We start from the raw sequence: 24960 nt of genomic DNA on the forward strand, positions 1-24960 counted from the left end.
AGCCCACCACCTGCGGGTGCACAGGGCCGCGAGCACGGCGCCCGCCGCGTTGAGGATCACGTCGTCCACGGAGCTCACCCGCCCGAGCCGCAGGCCGTACTGAAGGAGTTCCACGCCGAGCGAGGCGAAGCGCGCGGAGCGGACCGGGAGCATCGCGCCGAGCGCGGCGAAGACCAGGAGGTTGCCGCCGATCTGCACGACCGCCGCTCCCGGTGACGACCGCGCGACCTGGCCCGCCAGGTCCACCAGGGGGACGACGTGCACGCCCTCCTCCGTTCCCGGCGTGAGGATCATCCAGATCCAGGGTGCGGTCCCGGCCACCGTGACGACGTCGGCGACGGCGGTACGGAGGGGAGCGGGATGTCCCCGGCGCGCGCGGCGGCGGGTGAGGAGCAGGACGGCGAGAGCGGCCACGGGAACGGCGCAGACGGTCGCGATGACGACGTGTCCCCACGTGCTCCACGCCTCCCGCATCCGATCATGATGGCAGGCCGGGGGAGACCGTGTCCGTCAGACGTCCAGGACGAGGGTGATCGGGCCGTCGTTGGTGAGGGTGACCTTCATGTCGGCGCCGAAGACGCCGGTCTCCACCCGTGCGCCGAGCGCCCGGAGCTCGGCCACCACGGCCTCCACGAGGGGCTCGGCCACCGGGCCGGGCGCGGCGGCCTGCCAGGTGGGCCTGCGGCCCCTGCGCGCGTCGCCGTACAGCGTGAACTGGCTGATCACCAGCAGCGGCGCGCCGATGTCGGAGCAGGACTTCTCGCCGTGCAGGATGCGCAGTCCCCACAGCTTGGCGGCGAGCCTGGCCGCCTCGGCCCGACCGTCGGTGTGGGTGACGCCCACGAGCACGAGCAGGCCGGGTTCGTCGATGGCGCCGACGACCTGACCCTCCACCACAACCGACGCGGAGCTGACCCGCTGAACGACCGCACGCATGGCCCCGAATTCTGCCACGTCCGGGGTCTTCATAGACTGCCCGTTATGTCGGAGATGGTCGTCGAGGTCGTCCGGTCGGGGTTCATCGAGTCGGTGCACCGCGCACGCGTGCACGTGATCGGGGCGGACGGCGCCCCGGTCATGGTCTGCGGGGACACCTCGAGCCTGGCGTCGCCGCGTTCGGCCATGAAGCCCCTGCAGGCGCTCGCGATGGTGCGGGCGGGCCTGCCGCTCGAGAACGAACTGCTCGCGCTCGCCGCCGCGAGCCACAGCGGTGAGCCCTTCCACATCGACGGCGTACGGAAGATCCTCGCGGGCGCGGGGCTGGACGAGACCTACCTGCGCTGCCCGGAGGACCTGCCCCTCGACGAGGAGGCGCGCCGCCGGGTTCTGCGGGAGCACGGCGACGCCCGCCGGATCCTGATGAACTGCTCGGGCAAGCACGCGGCGATGCTCGCGACCTGCGCGGTCAACGGCTGGCCGGTCGACGACTACCGCCATCCCGGCCACCCGCTGCAGCGGGCCATCCGCGCGATGGTGGAGGAGCTCACCGGCGAGCGGGTCGCGGCGACCGGCGTGGACGGCTGCGGCGCGCCGCTGTTCTTCGTCTCGATGGCGGGGGTGGCGCGCGCCTTCCGCGCCCTCACACTCGCCCCGGCCGGCACGCCGGAGCGGCGCGTCGCCGACGCGATGCGCGCCCACCCCGAGTGGACGAGCGGCACGACCCGGGCCGAGAACCTGCTGATGCGGGCCGTTCCCGGGCTGCTGGTGAAGTCGGGCGCGGAGGCGTTCGACGCCTTCGCCGACGCCGAGGGCCGGGCCGGCGCGGTGAAGATCGTGGACGGCGGCGGCCGGGCCCGTGTGCCGGTCACCGTCGCCGCCCTGCGCGCCGCCGGGATCGACGCTCCGGAGCTGGCCGGGCTGGCCACCGCCCCCATGTTCGGCGGCGGGGTCCCGGTCGGAGAGGTTCGCGTCCGTCCCGCCTGACCGGCTGAGGGTCACATCCACACGCGGTCGAGGAACGCGGCGATCAGTGGAGCGATCTCGGGGAGCCGCTCCTCCAGCGCGAAGTGACCGGTGTCGAGGACGTGCAGTTCGGCGTCGGGCAGGTCGCGAAGGTAGGCGTGAGCCCCGGGCTCGGGGAAGAACATGTCGTCGCGACCCCACGTGATCAGCGTCGGCGGCCGGTGCTCACGCAGCCATGCCTGCCACAGCGGATAGCGCTCCACGTTGGTGTGATAGTCGAAGGCCAGCGCCACCTGGGCCTCCTTGCGCCCCGGCAGGTCGAGGAAGTGCTGGTCGAGGGTCCATCCGTCCGGGGCCACCAGCCGGGGATCGGCCGTGCCGCCCTCGTACTGGCCGCGGGTCATCTCCAGCGTCAGCAGCGCCCGCACCTTGTCCTCGTCGCCCTCGACGTCCGGGCGCAGCGCGATGAAGGCGCGGGCGCCCTCCGACAGGCCCTCCTCGTAGGCGTTGCCGTTCTGCACGACGAGGCCGGCGATCCACTCGGGGTGCCGGGTCGCCAGCCGGAATCCCACCGGAGCGCCGAAGTCGAAGACGTACATGACGAACCGGGTCAGCCCGAGCCGTTCGACGAAGCCCTCCATCACGTCGGCGAGGTTGTCGAAGCCGTAGGTGAAGCCCGCGGGCGCCTCGGTGTGCCCGAAGCCGGGGTAGTCGGGCGCGATCAGCCGATAGCGGGATCCGAGCACGTCGATGAGCCGGCGGAACTGGTGTGACGCGGACGGGAACCCGTGCAGCAGCAGCATCACAGGGGCGTCGTCGCCGCCCTCGTCCGGCACCGACTCGCGGTAGAAGACCCGCACGTCCCCGACCTCGACGTGCCGGTGGAGCGTGCGCGGAACGGTGAGCAGCGTCATTCCTAATGCCTCCTCGTGCTGGTGATGCATTAGTTGTAGCGGCTGGTGACCTAATGCGTCAATTGATGGGAATAGCATTAGCGTCATGATTGATCTGGTCCCCCTCACCGGGGAGCCGCTCGCCCTCGACCTGGTCAACACCCGGCCGCACACGCCGGACGGCCCGGTCGACCTGATCGCCACCGCCGAGGGGCTGCGCACCTGGCTGGGCCTGCAGGCCGACCGGCTCGGCGGCGCGCTACCGGAGGGCGGGCAGGCGCCGCTGACGGACGACGACCTCGCCGCGGCGGTGGACGCGGTGCACGAGGTGCGTGCGCACGCGGCGGCCGCGATCGATCAGGCGAGACGGGGCCTGCAACCGCCCGAGGGCGCGCTGCGCGGCCTCAACCGGGCACAGCGGGCGGCGCCCGCCGTCCGCGCTCTGGCCTGGGACGGCGCCGCCGTGACGGCCGTGCCGCGCAGGGACGGCCCGCCGGGCGTCCGGCTGGCGGCGGTGCTCGCCGAGGCGGCCGCCGAGTTGCTGACCGACCCGGCGGTCACGACCGTGCGGGAGTGCGCGGCGGACGACTGCGCGATGCTGTTCCTGCCCGCCCATCCGCGCCGGCGCTGGTGTTCGGCGGCGCGGTGCGGCAACCGGGCTCGCGTCGCCCGGCACTACCGGCGTCACCGCGCCGCCGACTCCGGCTCATAGGGAGCGGAACTGGCGCGAGGTCGAGATCGCTCCGGAGGTGGACATGACGAACGTCCGCATCGAGTCGGCGAACCTGGACAGGTCCCACTCGGCCGGGCCTTGGTACCAGTACAGGTGGTCGGTCTGCCGCCCGTTGCCGTTGAACGCGCTGACCACCCGCGCCCACCGGTCGACGCTGTCGAAGATCACCGCGTACGGCAGGTAGCGGGAGAACAGCTCCACACGCTGGCCGGCGGGGACGTCGTCGACGCTCGCCCCGGCGAGGTACTCCCGGAACCCGAGCGTGTGCGCCAGGGCCGCGGCGCCCTTGGCCGTCTTGGCCGGCATGTACTGGGCGCCGAAGGCCAGCGCGGCTCCGGCGATGATCAGGGCGAGTCCCAGCAGGCCGTATGTCGTGAGCCAGGCGAGCAGGACGGTGGCGATCACCCCGAGCCCGACCACGGCCAGACCGAGGGTCGTCCAGCGCGACCGGGTGGAGTCGGGCCGCCGGGCGAACCAGCCCTGCGCCACGACGTCCTGATACAACGCGTCGCGCACGGTGGACAGGCGGGCGGCGAACGACCCGTGCAGCTCCGACAGCAGCACCCTGTCGCGGCCGTCGAAGATCGCGTCGTAGAGGGCGCGCTCGTACGGCAGCAGCTGGCCGACCGGGGCGCCGGGCAGTTTGACCAGGCACCAGTCGGGGGTGTCGTAGGTCTGGCGCGGCCGCTCGTCGATCCGCAGGAAGTTGCGCACGGCGAGGTCCACGATGGTCGCGGTCACGTCGACCACATCGGCCTGCTCGTCGAACAGCGTGCCGATCTGTCCCGGGCGCACGCCGTCCGGCGGGCTGAAGTGCCCGTCGCGGTGGCCGCTGACCGGGGCGGACTCGCTGCCGACCACACGGGAGTCGCGGCCCCGCGTCCAGTAGAGCAGCCCCACGCCGCCCAGCAGCAGCACCAGCAGCGCCGCCAGCGAGCCGCCGGTCACCGCATTCAGCGTGAACGCGGTGGACAGCTCGAACCTGCGCTCCAGGATCGGCCGGGCCCCCGTCGCACCCTTCGGGTAGCCGACGACGACCGTGAGCGTCTGGCCCTCCCCGAGGCCCTGCTGCTCGAAGGTGGAGGTGGTGCCGGTCTCCTCGGTCGAGGCGCTGGTGCAGGCGATGGCCGCGCTCAGCTCACCGGCGAAGCAGGACAGGTTCTGCACCCGGCCCGGGCCGGTCACGGTGACGACCGCGTCCTGCACGGGGCCGGACACCGCGAACCACCGCAGTTCCTCGCCCGACGCCGTGGGCGTCACGGCGCCGGTCACGTCGTACTCCACCGTGCCCTTGAACGTCAGGGTCTCCCCGTCGTACGAGCCGCCCTTGACGTTGGAGATGCGGTAGACGCGGTCGTGGCCGTCGTCGAAGCGGGTCCGGGTGAGCGGCGTGCGCCTGACCGTCTCGCCGGCGGGGGCGACCGTCTCCTTCACATGGAGCACGCCGTTCTCGCGGAGCTCCATCGTCACCTCGTCCTTCGCCGGAGGCGCGGAAGCCGCGGTGACGGCGTGCGCGGGGGAGGCGGCGAGAACGGCGAGCGCGGGGGAGGCGGCGAGGACGGCGAGCAGGGCCGCCAGTCCGAGCCGGCGCGCGAGATCCACCATGAGCCGCAACTCTATCGGTCCCGGTGCTCCAACTGGGGATCGGATGCGGGCCGCCGGACCGGTCAGGAATCGAGAAGCGTGGGGAACACCGCCGACCGTAGCGTCCTCGGCATGGAACTCACTCTTCACTACTGCTACATCACGGTCGACGACGGCGACGCGGCGCTCGCCTTCTACCGGGACGTGCTCGGCCTCGAACTGCGCAACGACGTCGGGTATGGAGGCGCCCGCTGGCTGACCATGGGCCCGTCGTCGCAGCCGGACGTCAACATCGTCCTCGAGACCGTCAACGCCGACCCGAACATCTCGCCGGAGGACCTCGCGGCGCTGACCGACCTGCTCGGGAAGGGCAGGATCCGCGCCGTCGTCTTCGCCACCCCGGACTGCGACGCCACCTTCGAGAAGATCCGCGAGTCCGGCGCCGAGGTCCTGCAGGAGCCGATCGACCAGCCGTACGGCGTCCGCGACTGCGCCTTCCGCGACCCGGCGGGCAACATGGTCCGCTTCCAGCAGCTCGGCAAGGGCTGACGCGGCGGCACCGCCGGTGGCCGGTGCCGTGCGAGACGGGGGCGTCCTCCTGGGTAGGCCCGGGAGGGCGCCCCCTTCGGCGACGTCCGCCCGATCGGTAGGGTTGCCGTCCATGGGACACACCCGGTTGTACCGGAACGGAACCCTGGAGGCCGAGGGCTTTCCGGTCGCCGACGTCTCCGAGCTCGTCGAGGACCCGTCGGCGGTGGTGTGGTTCGACATGTGCGCCCCCACCGAGGAGGACCTCCACGCCATCAGCGAGGAGCTGGGACTGCACGCCCTGGCGGTGGAGGACGCGCTGCAGCACCGGCAGCGGCCCAAGCTCGACGTCTACGACAGCCACATGTTCCTCAGCGTCTACGCGGCGGCCTTCGACAGCGAGTCGGGCCAGGTGCGGATCGCCCCCGCCACCGCCTTCATCACGAAGAACGCGCTGGTCACCGTGCGCCAGTCGGACGACTTCTCCATCAAGGAAGTGGTCCGGCGCTGGGACGAGGGGGCGGCCCTGTCCCGGCACGGCGTCGCGTTCCTGCTGCACGGCCTGCTCGACTACGTGGTGGACAGCCACTTCGAGACCGTCGAGGCGATGGACGAGCAGGTCGAGGACCTGGAGGGGACGGTGTTCGGCGACCGGCCGGTCGGCCCCGAGGACCAGCGGCGCACGTTCGAGTTGCGCAAGAGCCTGGTGACGCTGCGCCGGATCGTGATGCCCATGCGGGAGGCCGTGAACACGCTCCTGCGCCGCAACGGCCTGAGTGACGACGGTGAGATGACGCCGTACTTCCAGGACGTGTACGACCAGGTGCTGCGAGCCACGGAGTGGACGGAGTCGCTGCGCGACCTGGTCAGCAACATCCGCGAGACGCACCTGACCATGCAGAGCAACCGGATGAACCTCATCATGAAGCGGGTGACGAGCTGGGCCGCGATCATCGCGGTGCCCACGCTGATCACCGGCTTCTACGGCCAGAACATCCCGTTCCCCGGCTTCGGGCACTCGTCGGGCTTCTGGACGTCCATCGTGCTGATCGTCGTGGCCTCGGCCGCGCTCTACCGGGTGTTCCGGGCCCGCGACTGGCTCTGACGGCAGGTCACCAGGGCCCGTACGGCCCCTGGTTGCCGCCGCCCCGGTAGCCGTTGACCGCGGGCTTCACGTCGGCGAGGTAGATGCCCGCCGCGATGACGGCGGCGATCGTGAAGATGTTGGGCAGCCCCATGCCCATGCCCAGGTAGTTGATCGCGGCGGCGAAGGTGAACAGCGTCGCCAGGCCGAGGATGATCAGCCAGAGCCGCTTGGTCTGCTTGCCGGCCGCGGGGAAGGCGCCTGCGGGGATCCGCAGGGCGTGCACCAGCGCCCAGCCGGACAAAACGAAGGCCCCGACGGAAAGCAGCCAGAAGACGATGTCGAGGATGCCGTACAGCCCGAACATGGACTCTCCCACACGGTCACAGTCACTGACGCCCCCAGACTAATGGGCGGCGCCGACAGGTGGCGCGGGCGCCGAGGGCCGGTCTCGGTGAACATCCCGGCCCGCAGCCGCGAACGTCCGCGAGACGGCGGCGGCCCGCCTCCCCCGGAGGGAAGGCGGGCCGCCGTGTCGCTCGCGTGGGCCGCGGATCAGCCCTGGCTCGTAGTGGCGCGGGCGCGACCGGTCCGCTTGGAGGTGGTCTCGGCGGCGATCGCCGGCTCGGCGGTCTCCGAGACCTCCGTCAGCTCCAGCGCGGCCTCGCCGCTCACCCGGCTGACGACCTTGCGGCCACGGCTGGCCAGGTCGTCGTACAGCCGGTTGAACCGGGCGGTGGCGGCGTCGGCGTAGCCCTTCGCCTTCTCCGGCAGCTCGCGCGCGACGACCTCCGCCTTGTCCTGCACGGTGGAGGCGTAGGCGCGGGCCTTCTCCACGGCGTAGTCGCCGGCGCCCGTGAGCGCGTAGAACGGCTTGGACTCCGTGATCTTCTTGGCCTGGGTCGTGATGGTCATGGGCTATCCTTCCCTCGAATCCGGTGTAATGCCGTCGCGTGGGAGAACCGGGTCGTCCCCGAGATGCTCAGCCGATTGCGGCGGCTGGGCGGTGTCGGCCCGGTTCTCCTTACGGAACGACTCGTAGATGTCGATCAGCACCTGGCGTTGCCGCCCGGTGAGTGTGACGTCGGCCCGGATCGCGGCCAGCACGTCGCTGTGCGGCTCGCGGTCCTCAATGAGACCGGCCTGGACGTAGAGTGCCTGGGCGGAGATGTGCAGACCCTTCGCGATCTGGTTCAGGATCTCCGCGCTCGGCTTGCGCAGGCCCCGTTCCACCTGGCTCAGGTAAGGGTTGGACACACCTGCCTGCGCGGCGAGCTGACGAAGCGAGATCTTCGCCTGCTGCCGCTGCTGGCGGATGTACTCACCGAGCGAGGCGACCTTGGGCAGTTCCATATCCCCAGTCTGCATCGCACTGCTTGCAATTGCAAACTCGACGGATAATTCCAGCTAGCACCCATGGCTTACCCAGGAAGCAGCCAAAGCAGCGGGGCGCTGGTGGCGAGCACCACCGATCCGGCCAGGATCAGGAAGCGGTGGGCGGCAGGAAGCGCGACCTCGGGCCGTACGAGCCGGTCGACCCGGGCCATCACGCTGGACGGCGCGGACACGCCGAGCGCGCCCTGCGGCGTGGGCAGCGCGGCCGAGGTGCCGAAGCGCAGCAGGGCGGTGGCGAGCCTGCGGGGGCAGCACCGCTGCAGGGCGCGGTCGTCGGCGGCCATCTCGACCAGCAGCTCGACCGACGCCTGCGCGTCGCGGACCAGCTTCGACCACGGCAGCGCGCGGCGCAGCGCGGCGAACGGCAGCAGCACCAGGTCGTGGCGCTCCCGTACGTGGGCGGCCTCGTGCGCCAGCACGGCCTCCAGCTCCGCGGACGACAGCAGGTGCAGCGTCCCGTCGCTGATGACGACCTGCGACTTGAGCCCCGGCAGGCAGTAGGCGGCGGCCCCGGGGAAGTCGACCACCCGCACGCCGGGCACGGCCGGCTCGTCCCTGGCGACCAGCGCGAGCAGGAGCCGGTGCCGGCGGCGGGCACGCAGCGTCTGCGCCCCGGCCGCGAGGGGCAGGGCCACCAGCACCGCGAGCAGCGACAGGCCCGCGACCAGTGCGGCCAGCCGGAGGTAGTCGTACGGCTGGCGCACGCCGAACTCCACGCTCAGCAGGAACTCCGCGAGCCCGTGCACGACGCCCTTGCGGTAGGGGTCGAGCGCGAAGGCGAGCAGGGCGCCGATGGAGGCGAGCCCCCAGGTCAGCCCGAGCGACTGCCACAGCAGGATCGCCGTGCGCGGGGCACGCCAGGTCCAGCGCGCGAACGTCAGCCGCCACGCGGCCACCGCGCAGATCATCGCGAGCGCCGCTAAGACCGCCGCCGCGATCACTCTTCCTCCAGCTCCGTGAGGGCTTTCAGCAGGATCTCGGCCTCCGACCCGGAAACGGCACGGGCGAAGCGGGTCAGCGCCGCGTCGCGGTCGCCGGTCATGTCCAGGGCTTCGAGCATCAGCTCGGCGACGTACGCGTCACGGCTCGCGGCGGGCTGGTAGCGCCAGGCGCGGCCGTCGCGGGTGCGGGTGAGGAAGCCCTTGCGGGCCAGCCGGTCGAGCACGGTCATCACGGTCGTCGGCGCGAGGTCGCGGTCCTCGATGAGGCGTCCTACCTCGCGAGCCGTGAGCGGGGTGTTCTCCGCCCAGAGGATGTCCATGATGCTGCGTTCAAGCTCTCCCAGTCCCTTCACGTCTTTCAGCCTACCCGGGGTAGTACTACGTCCTGTAGAGAGGTGGGCGGCATGAAAATCGTTCTGGTCGAAGGCGACATCACCGAGCAGCGGGTGGACGCGATCGTCAACGCGGCCAACTCGTCCCTCATGGGCGGCGGAGGGGTGGACGGCGCCATCCACCGGCGCGGCGGCCCCGAGATCCTCGAGGAGTGCCGGGCGCTGCGCGCGTCCCGATACGGCAGGGGACTGCCGACCGGTCAGGCCGTCGCGACCACCGCGGGGCGCCTGCCCGCGCGATGGGTGATCCACACGGTCGGGCCCGTGCACTCGCGGAGCGAGGACCGATCCCATCTGCTGGCCTCCTGCTATCGGGAGTCGCTCGTCGTCGCCGACGCGCTGGGCGCCGGCACGGTGGCGTTCCCCGCGATCTCCACGGGGATCTACCGGTGGCCGGTCGAGGACGCCGCCCGCATCGCGATCACCGCGATACGGCAGGCCGCCCCGACCGTGGTGGAAGAGGTGCGCTTCGTGCTGTTCAGTACCGCAGCCTATGCGGTGTTCGATTCGGCCCTACGGGACATCGGATAAGCATTGGGCCAAAACTTTCAGAGCCACTTGAGCATGTAGATCTCGTCGCGGTCGTCACCGGGGGCCAGCCGGATCGAGCGGGGCACCCGGCCGACCTCCCGGTAGCCCACGCTCGCGTAGAAGCGGTCGACCCCGGTGCCGCCGCGGCAGGTGAGCTGCAACGCCTCCAGGCCGAGCGACCTGGCGGCGTCGTCGGCGGCGAGCAGCAGCGCCCTGCCGTACCCCTTGCCCTGGTGCTTGGGGTGGACCATGACCCGCAGCAGCCATCGCCAGTGCGCCCGCAGGCCCGAGCCGTTGTCGCCCAGGATGAGCCAGCCGCCCGCGGCGCCGTCGTCACCGAACCCGACGAGGAGGCTGTCGGGGGCCCCCGGCCCGGCGGCCGCGCGCGTGCGGGCGAGCGCCTTGTCCGCCGTCGGCCTGACGTCGTCCGGCGTCACGGGAGGAACGAAACCCACCGCGCCGCCCGCGTTGGTCACCTCCGCCCAGCAGCTCAGGAGCTCCTCGAAGAGCTCGGGGGTCAACTCCGGGTCGAGGACGAAACGCATGGGCGGGACGTTATCAACCGCCGGACTCATCGATCGCGGGGGGAGACGCCGCTCCAGGGCAGGGTCAGTTCGCCGAGCCGCCAGCGGCCGGGGCCGCCGGTCGGCGGGGTCGCCTCCACCGGCCAGTCCCGCGCCAGCAGCTCGGCCGCCCTGATCCAGCGCTGCCGCGTGCCGTACGCGCCGAAGGAGGCGCAGGTCGCCCAGGCGCGGTCCCAGTCCGTCAGGAACGCGTGGATGCGCTCGCCCGCGACGTTGCGGTGGATCAGCGTCTTGGGCAGGCGCTCGGCCAGGTCGGAAGGGCGTTCGAAGCCGGTGAACCGGGCCGCGAAGGTGAGCGTGCGCGGCCCCTCGGCGCCGAGCGCCACCCAGGTCGCCCGGTGGCCGACCTCCGAGCAGGTGCCCTCCACGAGCACACCCGAGGGATGCAGACCGCCCCGCAGCCGGTCCCAGTGCTCCCACGCCTCGGCCTCGCCGTACTGCCGCAGCACGTTGAAGGCGCGCACGATCATCGGCGGGCGGGGGACCGGCAGTTCGAAGCCGCCCCTGACGAACGACAACCCCTCCCGCTCGTACGGCTTGGCCGCCGCGACCCGCTCGGGGGCGATCTCCACGCCCACCACCTCGACCGCGGGGCAGACCCGGCGCAGCCGCGTGAACAGCTCGGTCGTCGTGGTGTGGGACGCGCCGTAGCCGAGGTCCACCACCAGCGGCGCCGCCCCCGCCCGGGCCGAGCGCAGCAGCGGGCCGTACACGGCGGCGATCCAGCGGTCGCAGCGGCGCAGCCGGTTGTGCCCGGTGGTGCCGCGCGTGACCGTCCCCACGGGACGGCCGGGCCGGACCGGCCTCATGTCCCCGCGCTCATCTACTCGGCGCGACCCGGTGCACCTTGTGCTGGGCGGCCTGCGCGCGCGGCCGGACGACCAGCCTGTCGATGTTCACGTGCGACGGGCGGGTCACGGCGAAGGCGATCACGTCGGCGACGTCGTCGGCGCTCAGCGGGTCGGCGACGCCCTCGTACACCTTGGCGGCACGCTCGGCGTCGCCGCGGAAGCGGGTCACGGCGAACTCCTCGGTCATCACCATGCCCGGCGCGATCTCGACGACCCGCACCGGGTCGCCGCACAGCTCCAGGCGGAGGGTCTCGGTCATCGAGGTCTGGGCGTGCTTGGCCGCGCAGTAGCCGCCACCCCCCTCGTACGACACGAGCCCGGCCGTCGAGGTGAGCATCACCAGCACGCCGTCCCCCGACTCGATGAGCTTCGGCAGCAGGGCCCTGGTCATGCGCAGGGACCCGAGCACGTTCACGTCGTACATCCGCTGCCAGTCGTCCACCCGGCCCTCGGCCACCGGCTCGAGCCCGAACGCGCCGCCCGCGTTGTTCACCAGGACGTCGCATCGGTCCAGCGAGGCGGCCAGCGCGTCCACCGACGCCTGATCGGTCACGTCCAGCGTCACCGGGCGCACGCCGGGCACCTCGGCCGCGAGCTTGTCGAGCCGGTCCCGCCGTCGCGCCGCCGCCACGACCCGGTACCCCTCCGCGGCGAGCCGGCGAGCCGTCGCCTCGCCGATGCCGCTGCTCGCGCCGGTCACCACCGCGGTCCTGACCACGGTCTCGGTTCCCGCGGGATTGGTCATCGTCACCGCCATCGTCCTTCCACCCTGCCTCGATCGGCAGGCGACATCCTCTCAGGGCCCCCCGATCTCACCGATGTCGGGGAATCCAGTGATGATTTTGGTGGTTATAACGCTTTCGGAGGTGGTTCGGGTGTCGGTGTTACGGCGTCGGGTCAACCGCGTCGCGACGATCAGCGTGCACACGTCCCCGCTGGACCAGCCGGGTACGGGTGACGCGGGCGGTATGAACGTCTACATCCTCGAGGTCGCCAAACGTCTCGCGGCGTTGGGCATCGAGGTGGAGATCTTCACCCGCCGCACCGCCCGTGACCTGCCTCCGGTCGCCGAGCTGAGTCCGGGGGTGCTCGTGCGCCACGTCACCGCCGGGCCGTACGAGGAGCTCGACCGCGCCGATCTCCCCGGGCAGCTGTGCGGCTTCCTGTCCGGTGTGCTGCGCACCGAGGCGATGTACGACCCCGGCCGATACGACGTGATCCACTCGCACTACTGGCTGTCGGGCCAGGTGGGCTGGCTGGCCAAGGAGCGCTGGGGCGTGCCGCTCGTGCACACCATGCACACCATGGCCAAGGTGAAGAACGCGCTGCTCGCCGAGGGCGACAAGCCCGAGCCGGCGATGCGCGTGCTCGGCGAGGAGCAGGTCGTGGAGGTCGCCGACCGCCTGGTCGCCAACACCGCCGCCGAGGCCGAGGAGCTGATCAGCCTGTACGGCGCGCCGCGCGAGCGGGTGGCGGTCGTCAACCCCGGCGTGAACCTCGCCGTCTTCCAGCCCGAGTCCAAGAGCGCCGCGCGCCGCCGCCTCGGCCTGCCGCAGGACGCCCACGTGCTGCTGTTCGTGGGCCGCATCCAGCCGCTCAAGGCCCCCGACGTGCTGCTCAGGGCCGCCGCCCGGATGCTCGTGGAGGACCCCTCGCTGCGGTCGCGGCTCGTCGTGGCCTGCGTGGGCGGGCCCAGCGGCAACGGTCTCGCCCATCCCTCCCTGCTCAGCGACCTCGCGGCCGAGCTGGGCATCGCCGACGTCGTACGGCTCGCGCCGCCCGCGCCGCAGCCGGAGCTGGCCGACTGGTATCGGGCCGCCGACGTGACCGTGGTGCCCTCGTACAACGAGTCGTTCGGGCTGGTCGCGCTGGAGTCGCAGGCGTGCGGCACACCTGTCGTCGCGGCGGCGGTCGGCGGCCTGCGCACGGCCGTCAAGGACGGCGTGTCCGGCGTGCTCGTGGCGGGACACGACCCGCACGACTGGGCGCGCGAGCTCGCCGTGCTGGCCAGGCGCCCGGACCGGCTCGCCGAGCTGGCCGCCAGCGCCGTGCAGCACGCCACGGGCTTCGGCTGGTCGGCGACCGCCGCCCGGCTTGCCGACGTGTACGCCGGCGCCATGGCCCAGCTCCACCGGACCCCCATCGCGGTCAACTCATAGGGTGGTCGGTATGAGACCGGATCTGGAAGCCGTCATCGCGTCGGCGCTGGAGTCCGCCGAGCTGTCCTACGAGCGGCCGAAGCCGGGCGCGTTCCTGGTCAGGCTGCCGGGCCAGCACAAGCTCGCCACGCTGACCTGGCTCGTCATCGGCGACCAGGCGCTCAACATCGAGGCGTTCTTCTGCCGGCAGCCCGACGAGAACCACGCCGAGTTCTACCGCTGGCTGCTCCACAAGAACGGCTCGATGTACGGCGTCCACTTCGCCGTCGACGCCACGGGCGACGTGCACCTGGTCGGCCGGCTGCCGCTGGACGCGGTGACCGAGGAGGAGATCGACCGGGTCCTCGGCTGCGTCCTCACCTACTCGGACGAGTCGTTCGACCGCGCACTCGAGCTGGGCTTCGCGACGTCCATCAGGCGCGAGTGGGAGTGGCGGGTCAAGCGCGGCGAGTCGCTGGCCAACCTCCGGGCCTTCGCGCGGGTGGTCGAGTCCTGACCAACGGGACGTCTGCCGCACGCCGATAGGATTGGCCGCATGGCGACTTTGGTGCTGCTGCGGCACGGCGAGAGCGAATGGAATGTCAAAGGCCTGTTCACCGGCTGGGTGGACGTCACACTCTCGCCGACCGGCGAGGAGGAGGCGCGGCGCGGCGGTCAGCTGCTCCTGGAGGCCGGCATCCGGCCCGACGTGGTGCACACCTCGGTGCTGACCCGGGCCATCAGGACCGCCAACATCGCGCTTGAGGCGGCCGACCTGCTGTGGCTCCCGGTCAAGCGCTCCTGGCGGCTCAACGAGCGCCACTACGGCGCGCTCCAGGGCAAGGACAAGGCCCAGACCCGCGCGGAGTTCGGCGACGAGCAGTTCATGCTGTGGCGCCGGTCCTACGACGTGCCGCCGCCGCCGATCGCCGACGACGACGAGTACTCCCAGCTCGGCGACGGCCGCTACTCCCTGCTGCCGTCGGAGCTGGTGCCGCGCACCGAGTGCCTCAAGGACGTCGTCGGGCGCATGCTGCCGTACTGGTACGACGAGATCGTCCCCGACCTGGCGGCCGGCCGCGACGTGCTGGTGGTGGCGCACGGCAACTCCCTGCGCGCGCTGGTCAAGCACCTGGAGGGCATCAGCGACGCCGAGATCGCGGGCCTGAACATCCCCACCGGCATCCCGCTGCGCTACGAGCTGGACGCCGACTTCCGCCCGGTCGGCAAGGGCGAGTACCTCGACCCCGAGGCCGCCAAGGCCGCCATCGAGGCCGTCGCCAACCAGGGCAAGAAGTAACCCTCACGTCTCTCACGAAGGCCGCGCTCCGTCGGGGAGCGCGGCCTTACTTGTAGACGACGGGCTTCTTCGCCTTACCGGGGAACACCTGGACCAGGAGCTCGACGGCGCCGTCCGGGGGATCGGGCACCTGGTAGACGAGCTTGCGCCCACGCAGGTGGACCCTGACCCGGTAGGAACCCGGGCCGCGTGTGGTAAGCCCATTCCAGTCTGGCGCCATGGCCGTCGAACAAATACAAGGACCCGGACGGGCTCTCGTACCCGGCTTCGACCACCTCGTCCCAGCCTCTGGTCTCCAAAGGCGGGCGCCGGGTGTAGGACTCGACCGTCACGCAGGCGTGGCCGCCCTCGTCGGCGGCCCAGATCGCCAGACTGCCCCGGCCGCCTCCCACCAGGTTCCTCACCAGGTCGGGGGGATTGCCCTCGTAGCCGTCCTCCCAGCCCTCGATGGTCCAGAACTCGGTCCACATAGTGGCCCGGCGCTGCCGTACGGGCCCGATCTTCGGCCGGTGTCGGGGATGCGCCGCGCAGGCCCGCTCCTTCTGGGCGACGTACGCGTCCGACTCCGCCTGCCGCCGCGATTCCTCGGCCTCCTGCGCCCGGGCCACCGGCGGGCACAGGCTCGGCAGCGCGATCACCAGGGATGCCTGCGGGGCCTCCTGGACGGCCCGCGCGTGGATGTCTCCTCCGTGCCGGGTCGTCAGCGTGCACAGGTGGTGCCCCTGAGCGAGGAGATCCTGGTCGGAGACCTCGTCCCACCCCTCCAGCCCGGAGTTGTACCGGTGATCGTGGCCGCGGACGGTGCAGAGGAAGTCCTTCTCCGCCGGGCTCAGCCCCTTGACGGTGCCGTGGCGGAACCCGGCACAGCCGAGTTCCGACTCGGCGCTCACCCTGCCGGGAGGGGCCGACGCCACCGGCAGCAGGACGACCGCGGTCACCGCCAGGACGGCCACCGTCGTGCGGGCCACCGGCCCCCGCCGCACGTACACGCGCCGGGGAGCGCGTACGGCGAACAGGACGAGGACCGGCGGAAGGAAGTCGTAGAGCCCCCACCCGACCTGCCAGGAGTAGAAGTCGGCCGGTCCCCACAGGTCCCTGCACCACGGGGCCGCGTCCAGTGTGGGGAACAGGAAGTCGGGGAGGTTGAGGACGAGCAGGACGACGGCCACGCAACGGCCGATGATCCTGCCCAGTCCGGCCCGCCCCCTCCGGAGGCTCAGCCACCAGCCCGCGAAGCCCAGGACGATCAGCGGTGCGCCGCCGTACCAGAAGAGGGGAAGGCCCTTGATCGGATCTGCCCAGGGGGAGACCTGATCGTAGATGTTCCAGCCGAGGCAGGAACCCCAGGTCACCACCCAGTAGCTTTGGCTGCCGTCGTCGCCCGTCAGGAACGGCGCGCCCCAGATGTAGAGGGTGGGAGCCACCGAGGTCAGCGTGGCCGCCGCCCAGAGCACCCATGATCGTCTCGGCACGAGAGCGAAGACTATTCGGCGCGGACGACAAACGACATGTGGTCCGGGCAACCCGCGAGCGGAGCGAGGGCACTGCAACGCAGAAAGCCCCGGCCCCCCGAGGACCGGGGCTTTCGCGCCCCCGTACGCCGCCGCGTCAGCCGGCGAGGGCGTCCGCGTCGCGCGTACCCGTGACGAGGTACACGACGTCGCGGGCGACGCGTACGGCGTGGTCGGCGTACCGCTCGTAGTAGCGGCCGGCCAGCGTGATGTCGATGGCGGCCTCGATGCCGTGCTCCCAGTCCTTGGAGAGCAGGACGCGGAACAGCCGCCGGTGACGGCGGTCCATCGCGTCGTCGTCCGCCTCCAGCTCCTTGGCGAGGTCGACGTCGCGGGAGGCGATGCAGCTGCCCGCCTTGGTGATCAGGTTCTCGGCGATGGCGCCCATCTCGACGAACGTGTCACGCAGCTCGGCCGGGATGGCGGACTCGGGGTGGCGCATCCGCGCGAGCTTGGCGATGTGCTCGGCCAGGTCGCCCATACGCTCCAGGTCGGCGGCCATCCGCAGGGCGGTGATGACGGTACGCAGGTCCACCGCCACGGGCTGCTGCGTGGCCATCAGCTCGAAGATCGAGGCCTCGAGTTCCTGGTGCAGCCGGTCGACCTCGGCGTCCTGGGAGATGACGCTCTCCGCCAGCTGCAGGTCGGCGTCGAGCAGGGCGGTCGTCCCCCTCGACATGGCCGACCGCACCAGGCGGGTCATCTCCACCAGGCGGTCGGTCAGGGCCGCAAGCTCTTCGTGATAGGCGTCGCGCATGGCCGCCACGCTACGCGCGCGTCGATGAACGAATCCCGACCGCCGGATGAACTTTTCCGGAAACAGGGCCGTCGTGCCAGGTAGGACAGGTGGAAGAACCAGAAATGCCGCCTAGGCTGCTGAATGTGAACGAGTTGCTGGCGAGCCTGGCGGCGATGGGCGGATTCGTCCTCGGCTCCTTCGTCATGCTCGCGATCCGACGGCAGGCGGACAAGCCCCGCACACCGGAACCGGTGGACGACGGCCTGCCTCCGGGGGTGGCGTCGGTGCTCGCCGTGCTGCCCTCCTCGGCGGTCGTCCTCGACCGCGAGGACCGGGTGCTGCGCGCCAGTTCGGCCGCGCGCGCCTTCGGCCTCGTACGCGGCGAGTCCCTCATGGCCGCCGAACTGCTCGCGCTGGCCAGGAAGGTCCGCAGGGACGGCGAGATCCGTGAGAGCGAGATAGAGACCGCCGGCCGCAAGTTCGGGCAGGAGTCCACGTCGTTCGCGGTGCGGGTGGCTCCGCTCGGCTCCCACGGACAGGTGCTCGTGCTCGCCGAGGACCAGACCGAGCGGCAGCGGGTCGAGGCGGTGCGCAGGGACTTCGTCGCCAACGTCAGCCACGAGCTCAAGACGCCGGTCGGCGCGCTGAGCCTGCTCGCCGAGACCGTCCAGGACGCGGCCGACGACCCCGAGGCCGTGAAGCGGTTCGCCGGCCGGATGCAGCACGAGGCCGCCCGCCTGACCTACCTGGTGCAGGACCTGATCACGCTGTCGCGGATCCAGGGCGGCGAGCCCATCCCGGCGCCCGCGCAGGTGCCCGTGGACGAGACCGTCCACGAGGCCATCGACCGGTGCAACACGAAGGCATCGGCGAAGGACATCACGCTCGTCGCGGGCGGCGCGGAGGGCCTGAAGGTCTGGGGGGACGAGGAGCTTCTCGTCACCGCGCTGCGCAACCTCATCGACAACGCCGTCGCCTACAGCCCCGAGCACACCCGCGTGGTGATCAGCGCCAGGCCGGCGGGGAACGCCGTCGAGGTGAGCGTCAGCGACCAGGGCATCGGCATCCCGGAAAGCGCCCAGGAGCGCATCTTCGAGCGGTTCTTCCGCGTCGACGCGGCCAGGTCCCGGGCCACCGGCGGCACCGGGCTCGGCCTCGCGATAGTCAAACACGTGGCCGTCGCCCACGGCGGCGAGGTCGCGGTGTGGAGCAAAGAGGGCTCCGGTTCGACCTTCACTCTTCGCCTTCCCGCGTTCGGCGGTCAGGCGGTCCCCGTACCAAGCACGACCATCCCCCAGGAGGCCGCTAAGTGACTCGGGTACTCGTCGTCGAGGACGAGGAGTCGTTCTCGGACGCCTTGTCGTACATGCTCAGGAAGGAGGGGTACGAGGTCGCGGTGGCGGCCACCGGCCCCGACGCGCTGGACGCGTTCGACCGCAACGGCGCCGACCTCGTCCTGCTCGACCTGATGCTCCCGGGCCTGCCCGGAACCGAGGTGTGCCGCTCGCTGAGGCAGCGTTCGAAGGTGCCGGTGATCATGCTGACCGCGAAGGACAGCGAGATCGACAAGGTCGTCGGCCTCGAGCTGGGCGCCGACGACTACGTGACCAAGCCGTTCTCGTCCCGCGAGCTGGTGGCGCGCATCCGCGCGGTGCTGCGCAGGCAGGGCGACGTCGAGGAGGTGGAGTCGGCCGTCCTGACCGGGGGACCGGTCCGCATGGACGTCGACCGGCACATCGTGGCCGTGCGCGGCCAGCAGGTGCAGCTCCCGTTGAAGGAGTTCGAACTGCTCGAGGTGCTGCTGCGCAACGCCGGGCGGGTGCTCACCCGCGGCCAGCTCATCGACCGGGTCTGGGGCGCCGACTACGTGGGCGACACAAAGACGCTCGACGTGCACGTGAAGCGGCTGCGAGCCAAGGTCGAGGCCGACCCGTCCAGCCCCCGCTGCATCCTCACCGTGCGCGGCCTCGGCTACAAGTTCGACCCCGCCGACGAGTGAGCCCGTAGGGCGCGTACGGCTCGCGCGGCCCCGTCCGCATGAAAAGGAGCCCCTGTCCGGCCGGACAGGGGCTCCTGCGCGTCTACACGGCCGCTAGCCGGCGCTCGCGGCGGGCGACTCGGAGGGAGCGGCCCCGGTGGTCTCCGGGGTGGCGGTGTCCGACGGCACCGGGCTTCCGGTGGCGAGCGGCGAGGCCGTCGGAAGGGCCGTCGGCGCGGGCGGCAGCGTCGCGAACTCGCGGCTGCGGGCGACGACCGGGACGGTGAGCGCGACGTCACCGGCGTTCTTGAACTGGAGCGTGAGCTTGATGCTCTCGCCGCCGCGCAGCGCCGTCTTCAGGCCCTCGACCGTGACCCCGGGGGTCTTGGCGAGCGTGCCCGGCTGGAGGTCGATGGGGCTCTGCACCTTGACCGAGGTGGCCTTCTGCTCCTCGGGGACGATGCTGGTGAGCTGGTCGGCGGTCCCCGTGCTGTTCAGGAGAGTCAGGTAGAGCGGAGCCGACCCGCCGGCGGCGAGCTGCTGGCCGGAATCCGGCCCGAGGATGAACGCCTGCGGGATCATGACGCCGTTCTTGCCGTAGGCCTTGCCGTCGCCGTCGTAGAGGACGCCCGCCTCGTTCGGGGCGTACGGCACATTGGTGTTGGCGTCGAAACCGGCGCCACACGCGGCCAGTGCAGGGATGGCGGCGGCGAGGAGCGCGGCAATGGCGATCGCCCTGCGACGGCTGCTGCTGGTCACGGTTCCAGGTCTCCTTGGTACGCACGTGTATGGGCAGCAATCACCTTATCCGCGCCGGTCACCGGTCCGGCGTCGGCTCCCGGTCCATACGCCGCAGCAGCGCAGGTCATCCAGTATGTCCCATATGCCGATTCACAGAGTGAGCGGCTTGTCAAGTCCCAAAACGAGGCTTTGACCTGCAGTTATGTTCCTTTCACTGTTCCGGGAGGCGATAACCGCGTGGTACCCTGGAGTACAGCGGAAGGGGTACTCGTCACATGACTTTCCAGGTCGGCGACACTGTCGTCTACCCCCACCATGGGGCTGCTCGGATCGAGGCCATCACGACCCGAACCATCAAGGGTGAGGAAAAGACCTACCTGGTGCTGAAGGTCGACAAGGGCGACCTGACCGTACAGGTACCAGCGGAAAATGCCGAGCTCGTCGGTGTGCGCGACGTCGTCGGCCAAGAGGGACTCGAGCGGGTGTTCGACGTGCTGCGCATGCCGCACACGGAGGAGCCCACCAACTGGTCCCGCCGCTACAAGGCCAACCTTGAGAAGCTGGCGTCGGGGGACGTCAACAAGGTGGCCGAAGTGGTGCGCGACCTGTGGCGGCGCGACAAGGAGCGCGGCCTGTCCGCCGGTGAGAAGCGCATGCTCGCCAAGGCACGCCAGATCCTCGTCAGCGAGCTCGCGCTGGCCGAGAAGACCAACGAGGACAAGGCGGAGGCCCTGCTCGACGAGGTGCTGAACTCCTGAACATCACATCGCCAAGGGTGGGCGTCGGGGTCGACGTCCACCCTTTCGCGTCTGACAGGGAGCTCCACCTCGCCGGACTGTTCTGGCCGGGCGAGACCGGGCTGGCGGGTCATTCCGACGGCGACGCGGCGGCGCACGCGTGCTGTGACGCGCTGCTGTCGGCCGCCGGGCTCGGAGACGTGGGCGCGCTCTTCGGCACCTCCGATCCCCGCTGGGCGGGCGCCGCGGGCGTGACTCTCCTGGAGGAGGCGGCCCGCCAGGTGCGGGCGGCCGGATTCGAGATCGGCAACCTGGCCGTCCAGATCATCGGGAACCGCCCGAAGGTCGCACCTCGCCGCGCGGAGGCGGAGAAGGCCCTCGGGGCCGCCGCAGGGGCGCCGGTGAGCGTCAGCGCGACCACGACCGACGGCCTCGGGCTCACCGGCCGCGGTGAGGGCGTGGCGGCCATCGCGACCGCCCTGATCCTCCCGGCATGAATGTTCCGTTCCAATCGGACATGCCAACCTGAATGAGACCTGGAGCGTCTCACTAGCGCGTGGGCGGCGGCTCGAACCAAGGCGCGGAATCGAGCCGCCGCCCTCTTTTTTCTTTCATGGGACGCATATTTCCCTTCCGTGGGGTATCCCACAGTCCGAGGATGAAAGGGTCACCCTCATCGGGAGGTCGATATGACAATCGAGTCCATTCTCGGCGCCATCGTCATCGGTGCGGTCATCGGCGCTCTGGGCCGCCTGTTCCTGCCGGGCCGGCAGCCGATCGGCTGGCTGCTGACGATCGTCGTCGGTATCGTGGCGGCGCTCATCGGTACCGCGATCGCCCAGGTCATGGGCGTGGCCACGACGGATGGCATCGACTGGATCGAACTGGTCATGCAGGTCGTACTGGCCGTCGTGGGTGTCGGCATCGTCGCCGGCCTCAAGCGAGGGTCGCGGGTGTAAGGCACTCGCTCGGTGGGGCGGCCCCCGCCCTCACCCCATAGCGCGCAGGCCCGTCCGGCTCCCCAGCCGGGCGGGCCTGCGCGTGTGCGTACGGCCCGGCGCATCGGATCGCACCTCGGCCGGCGGCCCCACGGGGGCTTCCGCGGGCGCTGTCAGGCGGGCGGGCGGGGCGTGCTGCGCATCCGGCCCGACGGAGGCGCCATCGGCACAGTTCCCTCCCCGGTGCCCTCCTCGGCGTCCCCGGTTTCCGGCGCACCCCGATGGCCGTCTTCCGTGGCGTGCGGCCCGCGCTTTCCGTCCTGCTCGGCCGGGTCGGCGCAGTCCGACGCGTGGGCGGGGTCCGGCACGTCCCTGATCTGACGGAGCGGCTGGGTGTCGACGCCCGCCTCGTCTTCGGGCCGCTCCGGCTCGGCGTCGGCGGGCTCGTCCGGTCTGGGGCGGGGGTGCACGAGGACGTCGCCGGTGTGCGGCCGTACGAGGTCGCCCCAGCGCACGGGGCGATTGCGGCGGGGCTGCGCCGGGCGGTCATCCGTCTCGGCGGGAGAAGGCGCCTCCGGGGTGGGCTGGGCGGCCGTCCCGGCGGCGACGGACTCCGCGTCGCGGGCGTGCTCGTCCGTGGCCGGCTCGGCGACCGGCTCCGTCACGGCCGGCTCTGTCACGGCCGGTTCTGTGACGTCCGGATCGGCCTGCTCCGTGACGGGCGGGGTGCGAGGCGCCGCCGTCGGAGGTACGACCGGCAGGACCTCGGGCTCGTCCGGCGTCTGGTTTGGCGTTTGGTCCGGCGTCTGGTCCGGCATCGCCTCGGACCCGGTCTCGGGCGTGGGTTCGGGGACGGTTTCCGGGATCGCCTCGGGCGGTAGCCGTGCGCCGTCCTCGTCGGTGTCGGGGGTGATGCCGCGCGGTCCGGCCTCCTCCTCGGCCTGCGGAGGGGTGACGGGCAGCGGCGGGGCGTACTCGGGTGGTGCGACGGTCTCGGAGACCGGGCTGACCGGCAGCGGGGGGACGTAGCCGGGGGGCGCCACGGCCTCGGGAACCGGCTGCAGGGGCGGCGCGCCGTGCTCCTCGGTGACGGCGTGCGCGGGGCGCTCCTGCACGGCCACCGGATAGGGGGCGGTGACGGCGGCCCGGGGTTCGCGCGCGCCGTCGAAGGGCACCAGGTCGTCGTCGGAGTCGTCGTCGTCGTCGTCCAGGTCGGCCCGATTGGTGCGCACGTGCTTCAACAGGAGCAGCAGCAGCCACAGCCCGATGGCGAGCATCACCCAGGGCGACAACGCGACGACGAGAGCGGAGGCGTCGGGGTCGAAGGAGACCCCGATGGCGGTCGAGGCGTTCGCGGCGGCGGCCGACGCCAGGAGCAGGAGCAGGACGAAGCCCGCCTGTAACCGGACCAGGAAACGCGCGCCCCGCAGCAACGGCACGCTGACCAGGGCGACGACCAGCAGAACGTCGAACGCCGCGGGATACAGGTAGGCGAGCCGCGGCTCGGCGCGCCCGGAGACGGCCAGAGCCCGCAGGTCGTCGAAGGACAGCGCGCAGGCGACCCCCGCGAGCACCGCGAGGGCGGCGCCCGCGAGGCCGATGGCCAGGCGGCGCAGCACCAGCGGGATTCCGGAGGGGGTGTTTCGGGACGGGCGGGAGGCCGTGCCTGCCGCGCCGGGGGGAGTCACGTCCATGGCGTTTCGAGCCTACAGAATCGGAGTGACGATCGATCGCACCCGCGTGATCACCCGTTTGGTGTCCGAAGCGGAGAGTCCGCCGGGAACCTCCGGCGCGGTCCCCGCCCGGTGCGTCCCTATTGATCGTCTCCGGTCGCGCCCGGGGCGACCCGGCGACGGTGCGTGTCCGGCCGGGCCCTGCGCGAGGCAGGCGAAGCCCGCGCGGATCGCTGTACAGATCGTTACGGGTTTTGTTTCGGGTTATATCGGGACTTATGTGTCGCAAGTTTCCATGATCGGCCACACCATGCCGTTCACAGGCGCCCAAGTAGCCCTGTGCCATGCCGTCAGGCGTTAGCCTTGCCTTCGTGAGCCTGCACCTCTACGACACCAGCACGCGTACGGTCCGTGAATTCGTACCGGTCGAGCCCGGCCGGGTTTCGATGTATCTGTGTGGTGCGACCGTTCAGGCTCCGCCACACATCGGGCACATCAGGTCCGGGGTGAACTTCGACGTTCTCCGCCGGTGGCTGCTGCGGCAGGGCTTCGCGGTGACCTTCTGCCGCAACGTCACCGACCTCGACGACAAGATCATCAGAGTCGCCGCGGACGAGGGCGTGCCCTGGTTCGTCGTGTCCGAGCGCAACCAGCGTGCCTTCACCTGGGCGTACGACCAGCTCGGCTGCCTGCCGCCCACCGTCGAGCCCCGCGCCATGGGCCACGTGCCCGAGATGATCGAGCTGATGCGCCGCCTGATCGACAAGGGCCACGCGTACGCGTCGGGCGGCGACGTCTACTTCGACGTGGTCTCCTACGAAGACCGCTACGGCAAGCTCTCCAACCAGAAGCTGGAGAACATGCGGGCGGCCGCCGACACCGACACCGACTCGCTCAAGCGCGACCCGCGCGACTTCGCGCTGTGGAAGGGCGCCAAGCCCGGCGAGCCCACGTGGCCGACGCCGTGGGGCAGGGGCCGTCCCGGCTGGCACCTGGAGTGCTCGGCCATGGCGACCAAGTATCTCGGCGGCACCTTCGACATCCATGGCGGCGGCGTCGACCTGATCTTCCCGCACCACGAGAACGAGGTCGCCCAGTCGCAGGCGGCGGGCGACGGCTTCGCGCGTTACTGGCTGCACAACGGCATGCTCAAGCTCGGCGGCGAGAAGATGAGCAAGTCGCTCGGCAACTCCCTGCTGATCCCCGACATGCTCCGCAAGGTGCGTCCGGTCGAGCTTCGCTACTACCTGGTCGCGGCGCACTACCGCTCGGCGATCGACTACTCGGACGAGGCGCTCCAGGAGGCGGCGGCCGGGTACCGCCGGATCGAGGGGTTCGTCACGCGGGCCGCCGAGGTGATCCACGACGTGGACGCCGCCGCACCGCTGCCGCAGGCGTTCGTGGACGCCCTGAACGACGACCTGAACGTCTCCCAGGCGCTCGCCGTGGTCCACGAGGTCGTCCGCGAGGGCAACGTGGCGCTGGCCCAGGGCAACAAGGAGCAGGTCGCCCGGCTGCTGGCCGAGACGCAGAACATGCTCGACGTGCTGGGTCTCGACCCCAGGTCGGAGCAGTGGCGTACGACCGGCGACTCGGGGCTCCGGGAGGTCGTGGACGCGCTTGTGGCCGTGGCGCTGGAGCAGCGGCAGGCCGCGCGTGCCCGCAAGGACTACGCGGCGGCCGACGCGATCCGCGACCAGCTGGCGGCGGCCGGCATCGTGGTGGAGGACACCCCGCAGGGCCCGCGGTGGGAGCTGGCACAGTAGGCGTGGCCCTACGCTAGAGAC

The 24960-nt window shown here is 71.4% G+C and carries 30 protein-coding genes; 14 read left to right on the forward strand and 16 right to left on the reverse strand.

Features of this window, described 5'->3' with window-relative positions; all coding sequences use genetic code 11:
* A partial coding sequence (locus FH610_RS39700; RefSeq protein ID WP_139580399.1) for a VanZ family protein occupies positions 1–474 on the reverse strand: 474 nt, incomplete at its 3' end.
* Positions 475–510: 36 nt separating this feature from the next.
* A complete protein-coding gene (dtd, locus tag FH610_RS39705) occupies positions 511–936 on the reverse strand; it encodes a D-aminoacyl-tRNA deacylase (RefSeq protein WP_079316195.1) in 426 nt (141 codons plus the stop codon).
* 45 nt (positions 937–981) lie between these two features.
* Between dtd and FH610_RS39710 the strand changes: the two genes are divergently transcribed.
* Positions 982–1923: an asparaginase gene (locus FH610_RS39710; protein ID WP_139580400.1), complete on the forward strand. Its 942-nt coding sequence runs from the start codon at positions 982–984 to the stop codon at positions 1921–1923.
* Positions 1924–1934: 11 nt separating this feature from the next.
* Here the strand turns inward: FH610_RS39710 and FH610_RS39715 are convergent, their stop codons facing one another.
* A complete protein-coding gene (locus tag FH610_RS39715) occupies positions 1935–2816 on the reverse strand; it encodes an alpha/beta fold hydrolase (protein ID WP_139580401.1) in 882 nt (293 codons plus the stop codon).
* Positions 2817–2901: 85 nt separating this feature from the next.
* Here FH610_RS39715 and FH610_RS39720 point away from each other — a divergent pair, with 85 nt between their 5' ends.
* Entirely contained in the window at positions 2902–3507 is a 606-nt protein-coding gene (locus tag FH610_RS39720; RefSeq protein ID WP_139580402.1) for a CGNR zinc finger domain-containing protein, read from the forward strand.
* Here the strand turns inward: FH610_RS39720 and FH610_RS39725 are convergent.
* Positions 3502–5133, reverse strand: a complete 1632-nt coding sequence (locus FH610_RS39725; protein WP_205826392.1) for a DUF2207 domain-containing protein — start codon at positions 5131–5133, stop codon at positions 3502–3504. The genes FH610_RS39720 and FH610_RS39725 overlap by 6 nt on opposite strands.
* Positions 5134–5244: 111 nt before the next feature.
* Between FH610_RS39725 and FH610_RS39730 the strand changes: the two genes are divergently transcribed.
* Together FH610_RS39730 and FH610_RS39735 are read left to right on the forward strand one after the other, a co-directional pair.
* The gene (locus FH610_RS39730; RefSeq protein ID WP_139580403.1) at positions 5245–5661 is read left to right on the forward strand and encodes a VOC family protein; all 417 of its coding nucleotides are present in this window, start codon (positions 5245–5247) and stop codon (positions 5659–5661) included.
* Between the two features lie 112 nt (positions 5662–5773).
* Positions 5774–6745 (forward strand): magnesium transporter CorA family protein, encoded by a 972-nt coding sequence (locus FH610_RS39735; protein ID WP_139580404.1) that lies wholly within the window; start codon positions 5774–5776, stop codon positions 6743–6745.
* A 7-nt stretch (positions 6746–6752) separates the two neighbouring features.
* Here FH610_RS39735 and FH610_RS39740 read toward each other — a convergent pair whose 3' ends face one another.
* The 5 genes from FH610_RS39740 to FH610_RS39760 form a co-directional block, all read right to left on the reverse strand.
* Positions 6753–7103 (reverse strand): DUF2516 family protein, encoded by a 351-nt coding sequence (locus FH610_RS39740; RefSeq protein ID WP_240809470.1) that lies wholly within the window; start codon positions 7101–7103, stop codon positions 6753–6755.
* 176 nt (positions 7104–7279) lie between these two features.
* Complete coding sequence (locus FH610_RS39745) at positions 7280–7639, reverse strand: hypothetical protein (RefSeq protein WP_139580405.1); 360 nt, start codon at positions 7637–7639, stop codon at positions 7280–7282.
* 3 nt (positions 7640–7642) lie between these two features.
* Positions 7643–8077 (reverse strand): helix-turn-helix domain-containing protein, encoded by a 435-nt coding sequence (locus FH610_RS39750; protein ID WP_139580406.1) that lies wholly within the window; start codon positions 8075–8077, stop codon positions 7643–7645.
* Between the two features lie 68 nt (positions 8078–8145).
* On the reverse strand, positions 8146–9060 hold the full coding sequence (locus FH610_RS39755) for a M56 family metallopeptidase (protein WP_139580407.1): 915 nt from the start codon (positions 9058–9060) through the stop codon (positions 8146–8148).
* Positions 9057–9413, reverse strand: coding sequence for a BlaI/MecI/CopY family transcriptional regulator (locus FH610_RS39760; protein ID WP_076438399.1), 357 nt, complete (start codon positions 9411–9413; stop codon positions 9057–9059). The genes FH610_RS39755 and FH610_RS39760 overlap by 4 nt, the downstream gene beginning before the upstream one ends.
* Before the next feature lie 51 nt (positions 9414–9464).
* Here FH610_RS39760 and FH610_RS39765 point away from each other — a divergent pair, with 51 nt between their 5' ends.
* Positions 9465–9983 carry an O-acetyl-ADP-ribose deacetylase gene (locus FH610_RS39765; protein WP_139580408.1) on the forward strand — a complete coding sequence of 173 codons (519 nt, stop codon included), beginning with the start codon at positions 9465–9467 and terminating at the stop codon, positions 9981–9983.
* A 17-nt stretch (positions 9984–10000) separates the two neighbouring features.
* On the opposite strand, the gene FH610_RS39770 is transcribed toward FH610_RS39765, so the two are convergent.
* From FH610_RS39770 to FH610_RS39780, 3 genes are read right to left on the reverse strand one after another with little or no spacing between them, the layout of a single operon-like run.
* Positions 10001–10528 carry a GNAT family N-acetyltransferase gene (locus FH610_RS39770; protein ID WP_240809471.1) on the reverse strand — a complete coding sequence of 176 codons (528 nt, stop codon included), beginning with the start codon at positions 10526–10528 and terminating at the stop codon, positions 10001–10003.
* A 26-nt stretch (positions 10529–10554) separates the two neighbouring features.
* Positions 10555–11376 (reverse strand): class I SAM-dependent methyltransferase, encoded by an 822-nt coding sequence (locus tag FH610_RS39775; RefSeq protein ID WP_139580410.1) that lies wholly within the window; start codon positions 11374–11376, stop codon positions 10555–10557.
* Positions 11377–11386: 10 nt separating this feature from the next.
* The gene (locus FH610_RS39780; protein WP_205826394.1) at positions 11387–12136 is read right to left on the reverse strand and encodes an SDR family NAD(P)-dependent oxidoreductase; all 750 of its coding nucleotides are present in this window, start codon (positions 12134–12136) and stop codon (positions 11387–11389) included.
* Between the two features lie 157 nt (positions 12137–12293).
* Between FH610_RS39780 and mshA the strand changes: the two genes are divergently transcribed.
* Genes mshA through FH610_RS39795 form a run of 3 tightly spaced genes read left to right on the forward strand, consistent with a single transcriptional unit; the run spans position 12294 to position 14856 of the window.
* Positions 12294–13577: a D-inositol-3-phosphate glycosyltransferase gene (mshA, locus tag FH610_RS39785; RefSeq protein ID WP_240809472.1), complete on the forward strand. Its 1284-nt coding sequence runs from the start codon at positions 12294–12296 to the stop codon at positions 13575–13577.
* Positions 13578–13587: 10 nt separating this feature from the next.
* Entirely contained in the window at positions 13588–14073 is a 486-nt protein-coding gene (locus FH610_RS39790) for a type III secretion system chaperone family protein (RefSeq protein ID WP_139580412.1), read from the forward strand.
* A gap of 39 nt (positions 14074–14112) precedes the next feature.
* The gene (locus FH610_RS39795; protein ID WP_139580413.1) at positions 14113–14856 is read left to right on the forward strand and encodes a phosphoglyceromutase; all 744 of its coding nucleotides are present in this window, start codon (positions 14113–14115) and stop codon (positions 14854–14856) included.
* A 74-nt stretch (positions 14857–14930) separates the two neighbouring features.
* Here FH610_RS39795 and FH610_RS39800 read toward each other — a convergent pair whose 3' ends face one another.
* A complete protein-coding gene (locus tag FH610_RS39800; protein ID WP_139580414.1) occupies positions 14931–16328 on the reverse strand; it encodes a hypothetical protein in 1398 nt (465 codons plus the stop codon).
* Between the two features lie 136 nt (positions 16329–16464).
* The gene (gene phoU, locus FH610_RS39805; RefSeq protein WP_139580415.1) at positions 16465–17124 is read right to left on the reverse strand and encodes a phosphate signaling complex protein PhoU; all 660 of its coding nucleotides are present in this window, start codon (positions 17122–17124) and stop codon (positions 16465–16467) included.
* Positions 17125–17228: 104 nt separating this feature from the next.
* Between phoU and FH610_RS39810 the strand changes: the two genes are divergently transcribed.
* Together FH610_RS39810 and FH610_RS39815 are read left to right on the forward strand one after the other, a co-directional pair.
* Positions 17229–18419 (forward strand): sensor histidine kinase, encoded by a 1191-nt coding sequence (locus FH610_RS39810; RefSeq protein ID WP_420813775.1) that lies wholly within the window; start codon positions 17229–17231, stop codon positions 18417–18419.
* Entirely contained in the window at positions 18416–19105 is a 690-nt protein-coding gene (locus tag FH610_RS39815; protein WP_139580416.1) for a response regulator transcription factor, read from the forward strand. The genes FH610_RS39810 and FH610_RS39815 overlap by 4 nt, the downstream gene beginning before the upstream one ends.
* Before the next feature lie 93 nt (positions 19106–19198).
* Here the strand turns inward: FH610_RS39815 and FH610_RS39820 are convergent, their stop codons facing one another.
* Positions 19199–19843, reverse strand: a complete 645-nt coding sequence (locus tag FH610_RS39820) for a copper chaperone PCu(A)C domain-containing protein (protein ID WP_240809473.1) — start codon at positions 19841–19843, stop codon at positions 19199–19201.
* A gap of 257 nt (positions 19844–20100) precedes the next feature.
* Between FH610_RS39820 and FH610_RS39825 the strand changes: the two genes are divergently transcribed.
* The 3 genes from FH610_RS39825 (at position 20101) to FH610_RS39835 (ending at position 21521) form a co-directional block, all read left to right on the forward strand.
* On the forward strand, positions 20101–20583 hold the full coding sequence (locus FH610_RS39825) for a CarD family transcriptional regulator (protein WP_030510364.1): 483 nt from the start codon (positions 20101–20103) through the stop codon (positions 20581–20583).
* A 17-nt stretch (positions 20584–20600) separates the two neighbouring features.
* A complete protein-coding gene (gene ispF, locus FH610_RS39830; protein WP_139580417.1) occupies positions 20601–21059 on the forward strand; it encodes a 2-C-methyl-D-erythritol 2,4-cyclodiphosphate synthase in 459 nt (152 codons plus the stop codon).
* A gap of 192 nt (positions 21060–21251) precedes the next feature.
* A complete protein-coding gene (locus FH610_RS39835; protein WP_139580418.1) occupies positions 21252–21521 on the forward strand; it encodes a GlsB/YeaQ/YmgE family stress response membrane protein in 270 nt (89 codons plus the stop codon).
* Positions 21522–21673: 152 nt separating this feature from the next.
* Here the strand turns inward: FH610_RS39835 and FH610_RS39840 are convergent, their stop codons facing one another.
* Complete coding sequence (locus tag FH610_RS39840; protein ID WP_139580419.1) at positions 21674–23194, reverse strand: DUF2637 domain-containing protein; 1521 nt, start codon at positions 23192–23194, stop codon at positions 21674–21676.
* A gap of 350 nt (positions 23195–23544) precedes the next feature.
* Between FH610_RS39840 and cysS the strand changes: the two genes are divergently transcribed.
* Entirely contained in the window at positions 23545–24939 is a 1395-nt protein-coding gene (cysS, locus tag FH610_RS39845) for a cysteine--tRNA ligase (protein WP_139580420.1), read from the forward strand.
* Positions 24940–24960 lie beyond the last annotated feature (21 nt).

The sequence above is a fragment of the Microbispora catharanthi genome, from assembly GCF_006334915.2.
In the GTDB taxonomy this organism is placed as follows: domain Bacteria; phylum Actinomycetota; class Actinomycetes; order Streptosporangiales; family Streptosporangiaceae; genus Microbispora; species Microbispora catharanthi.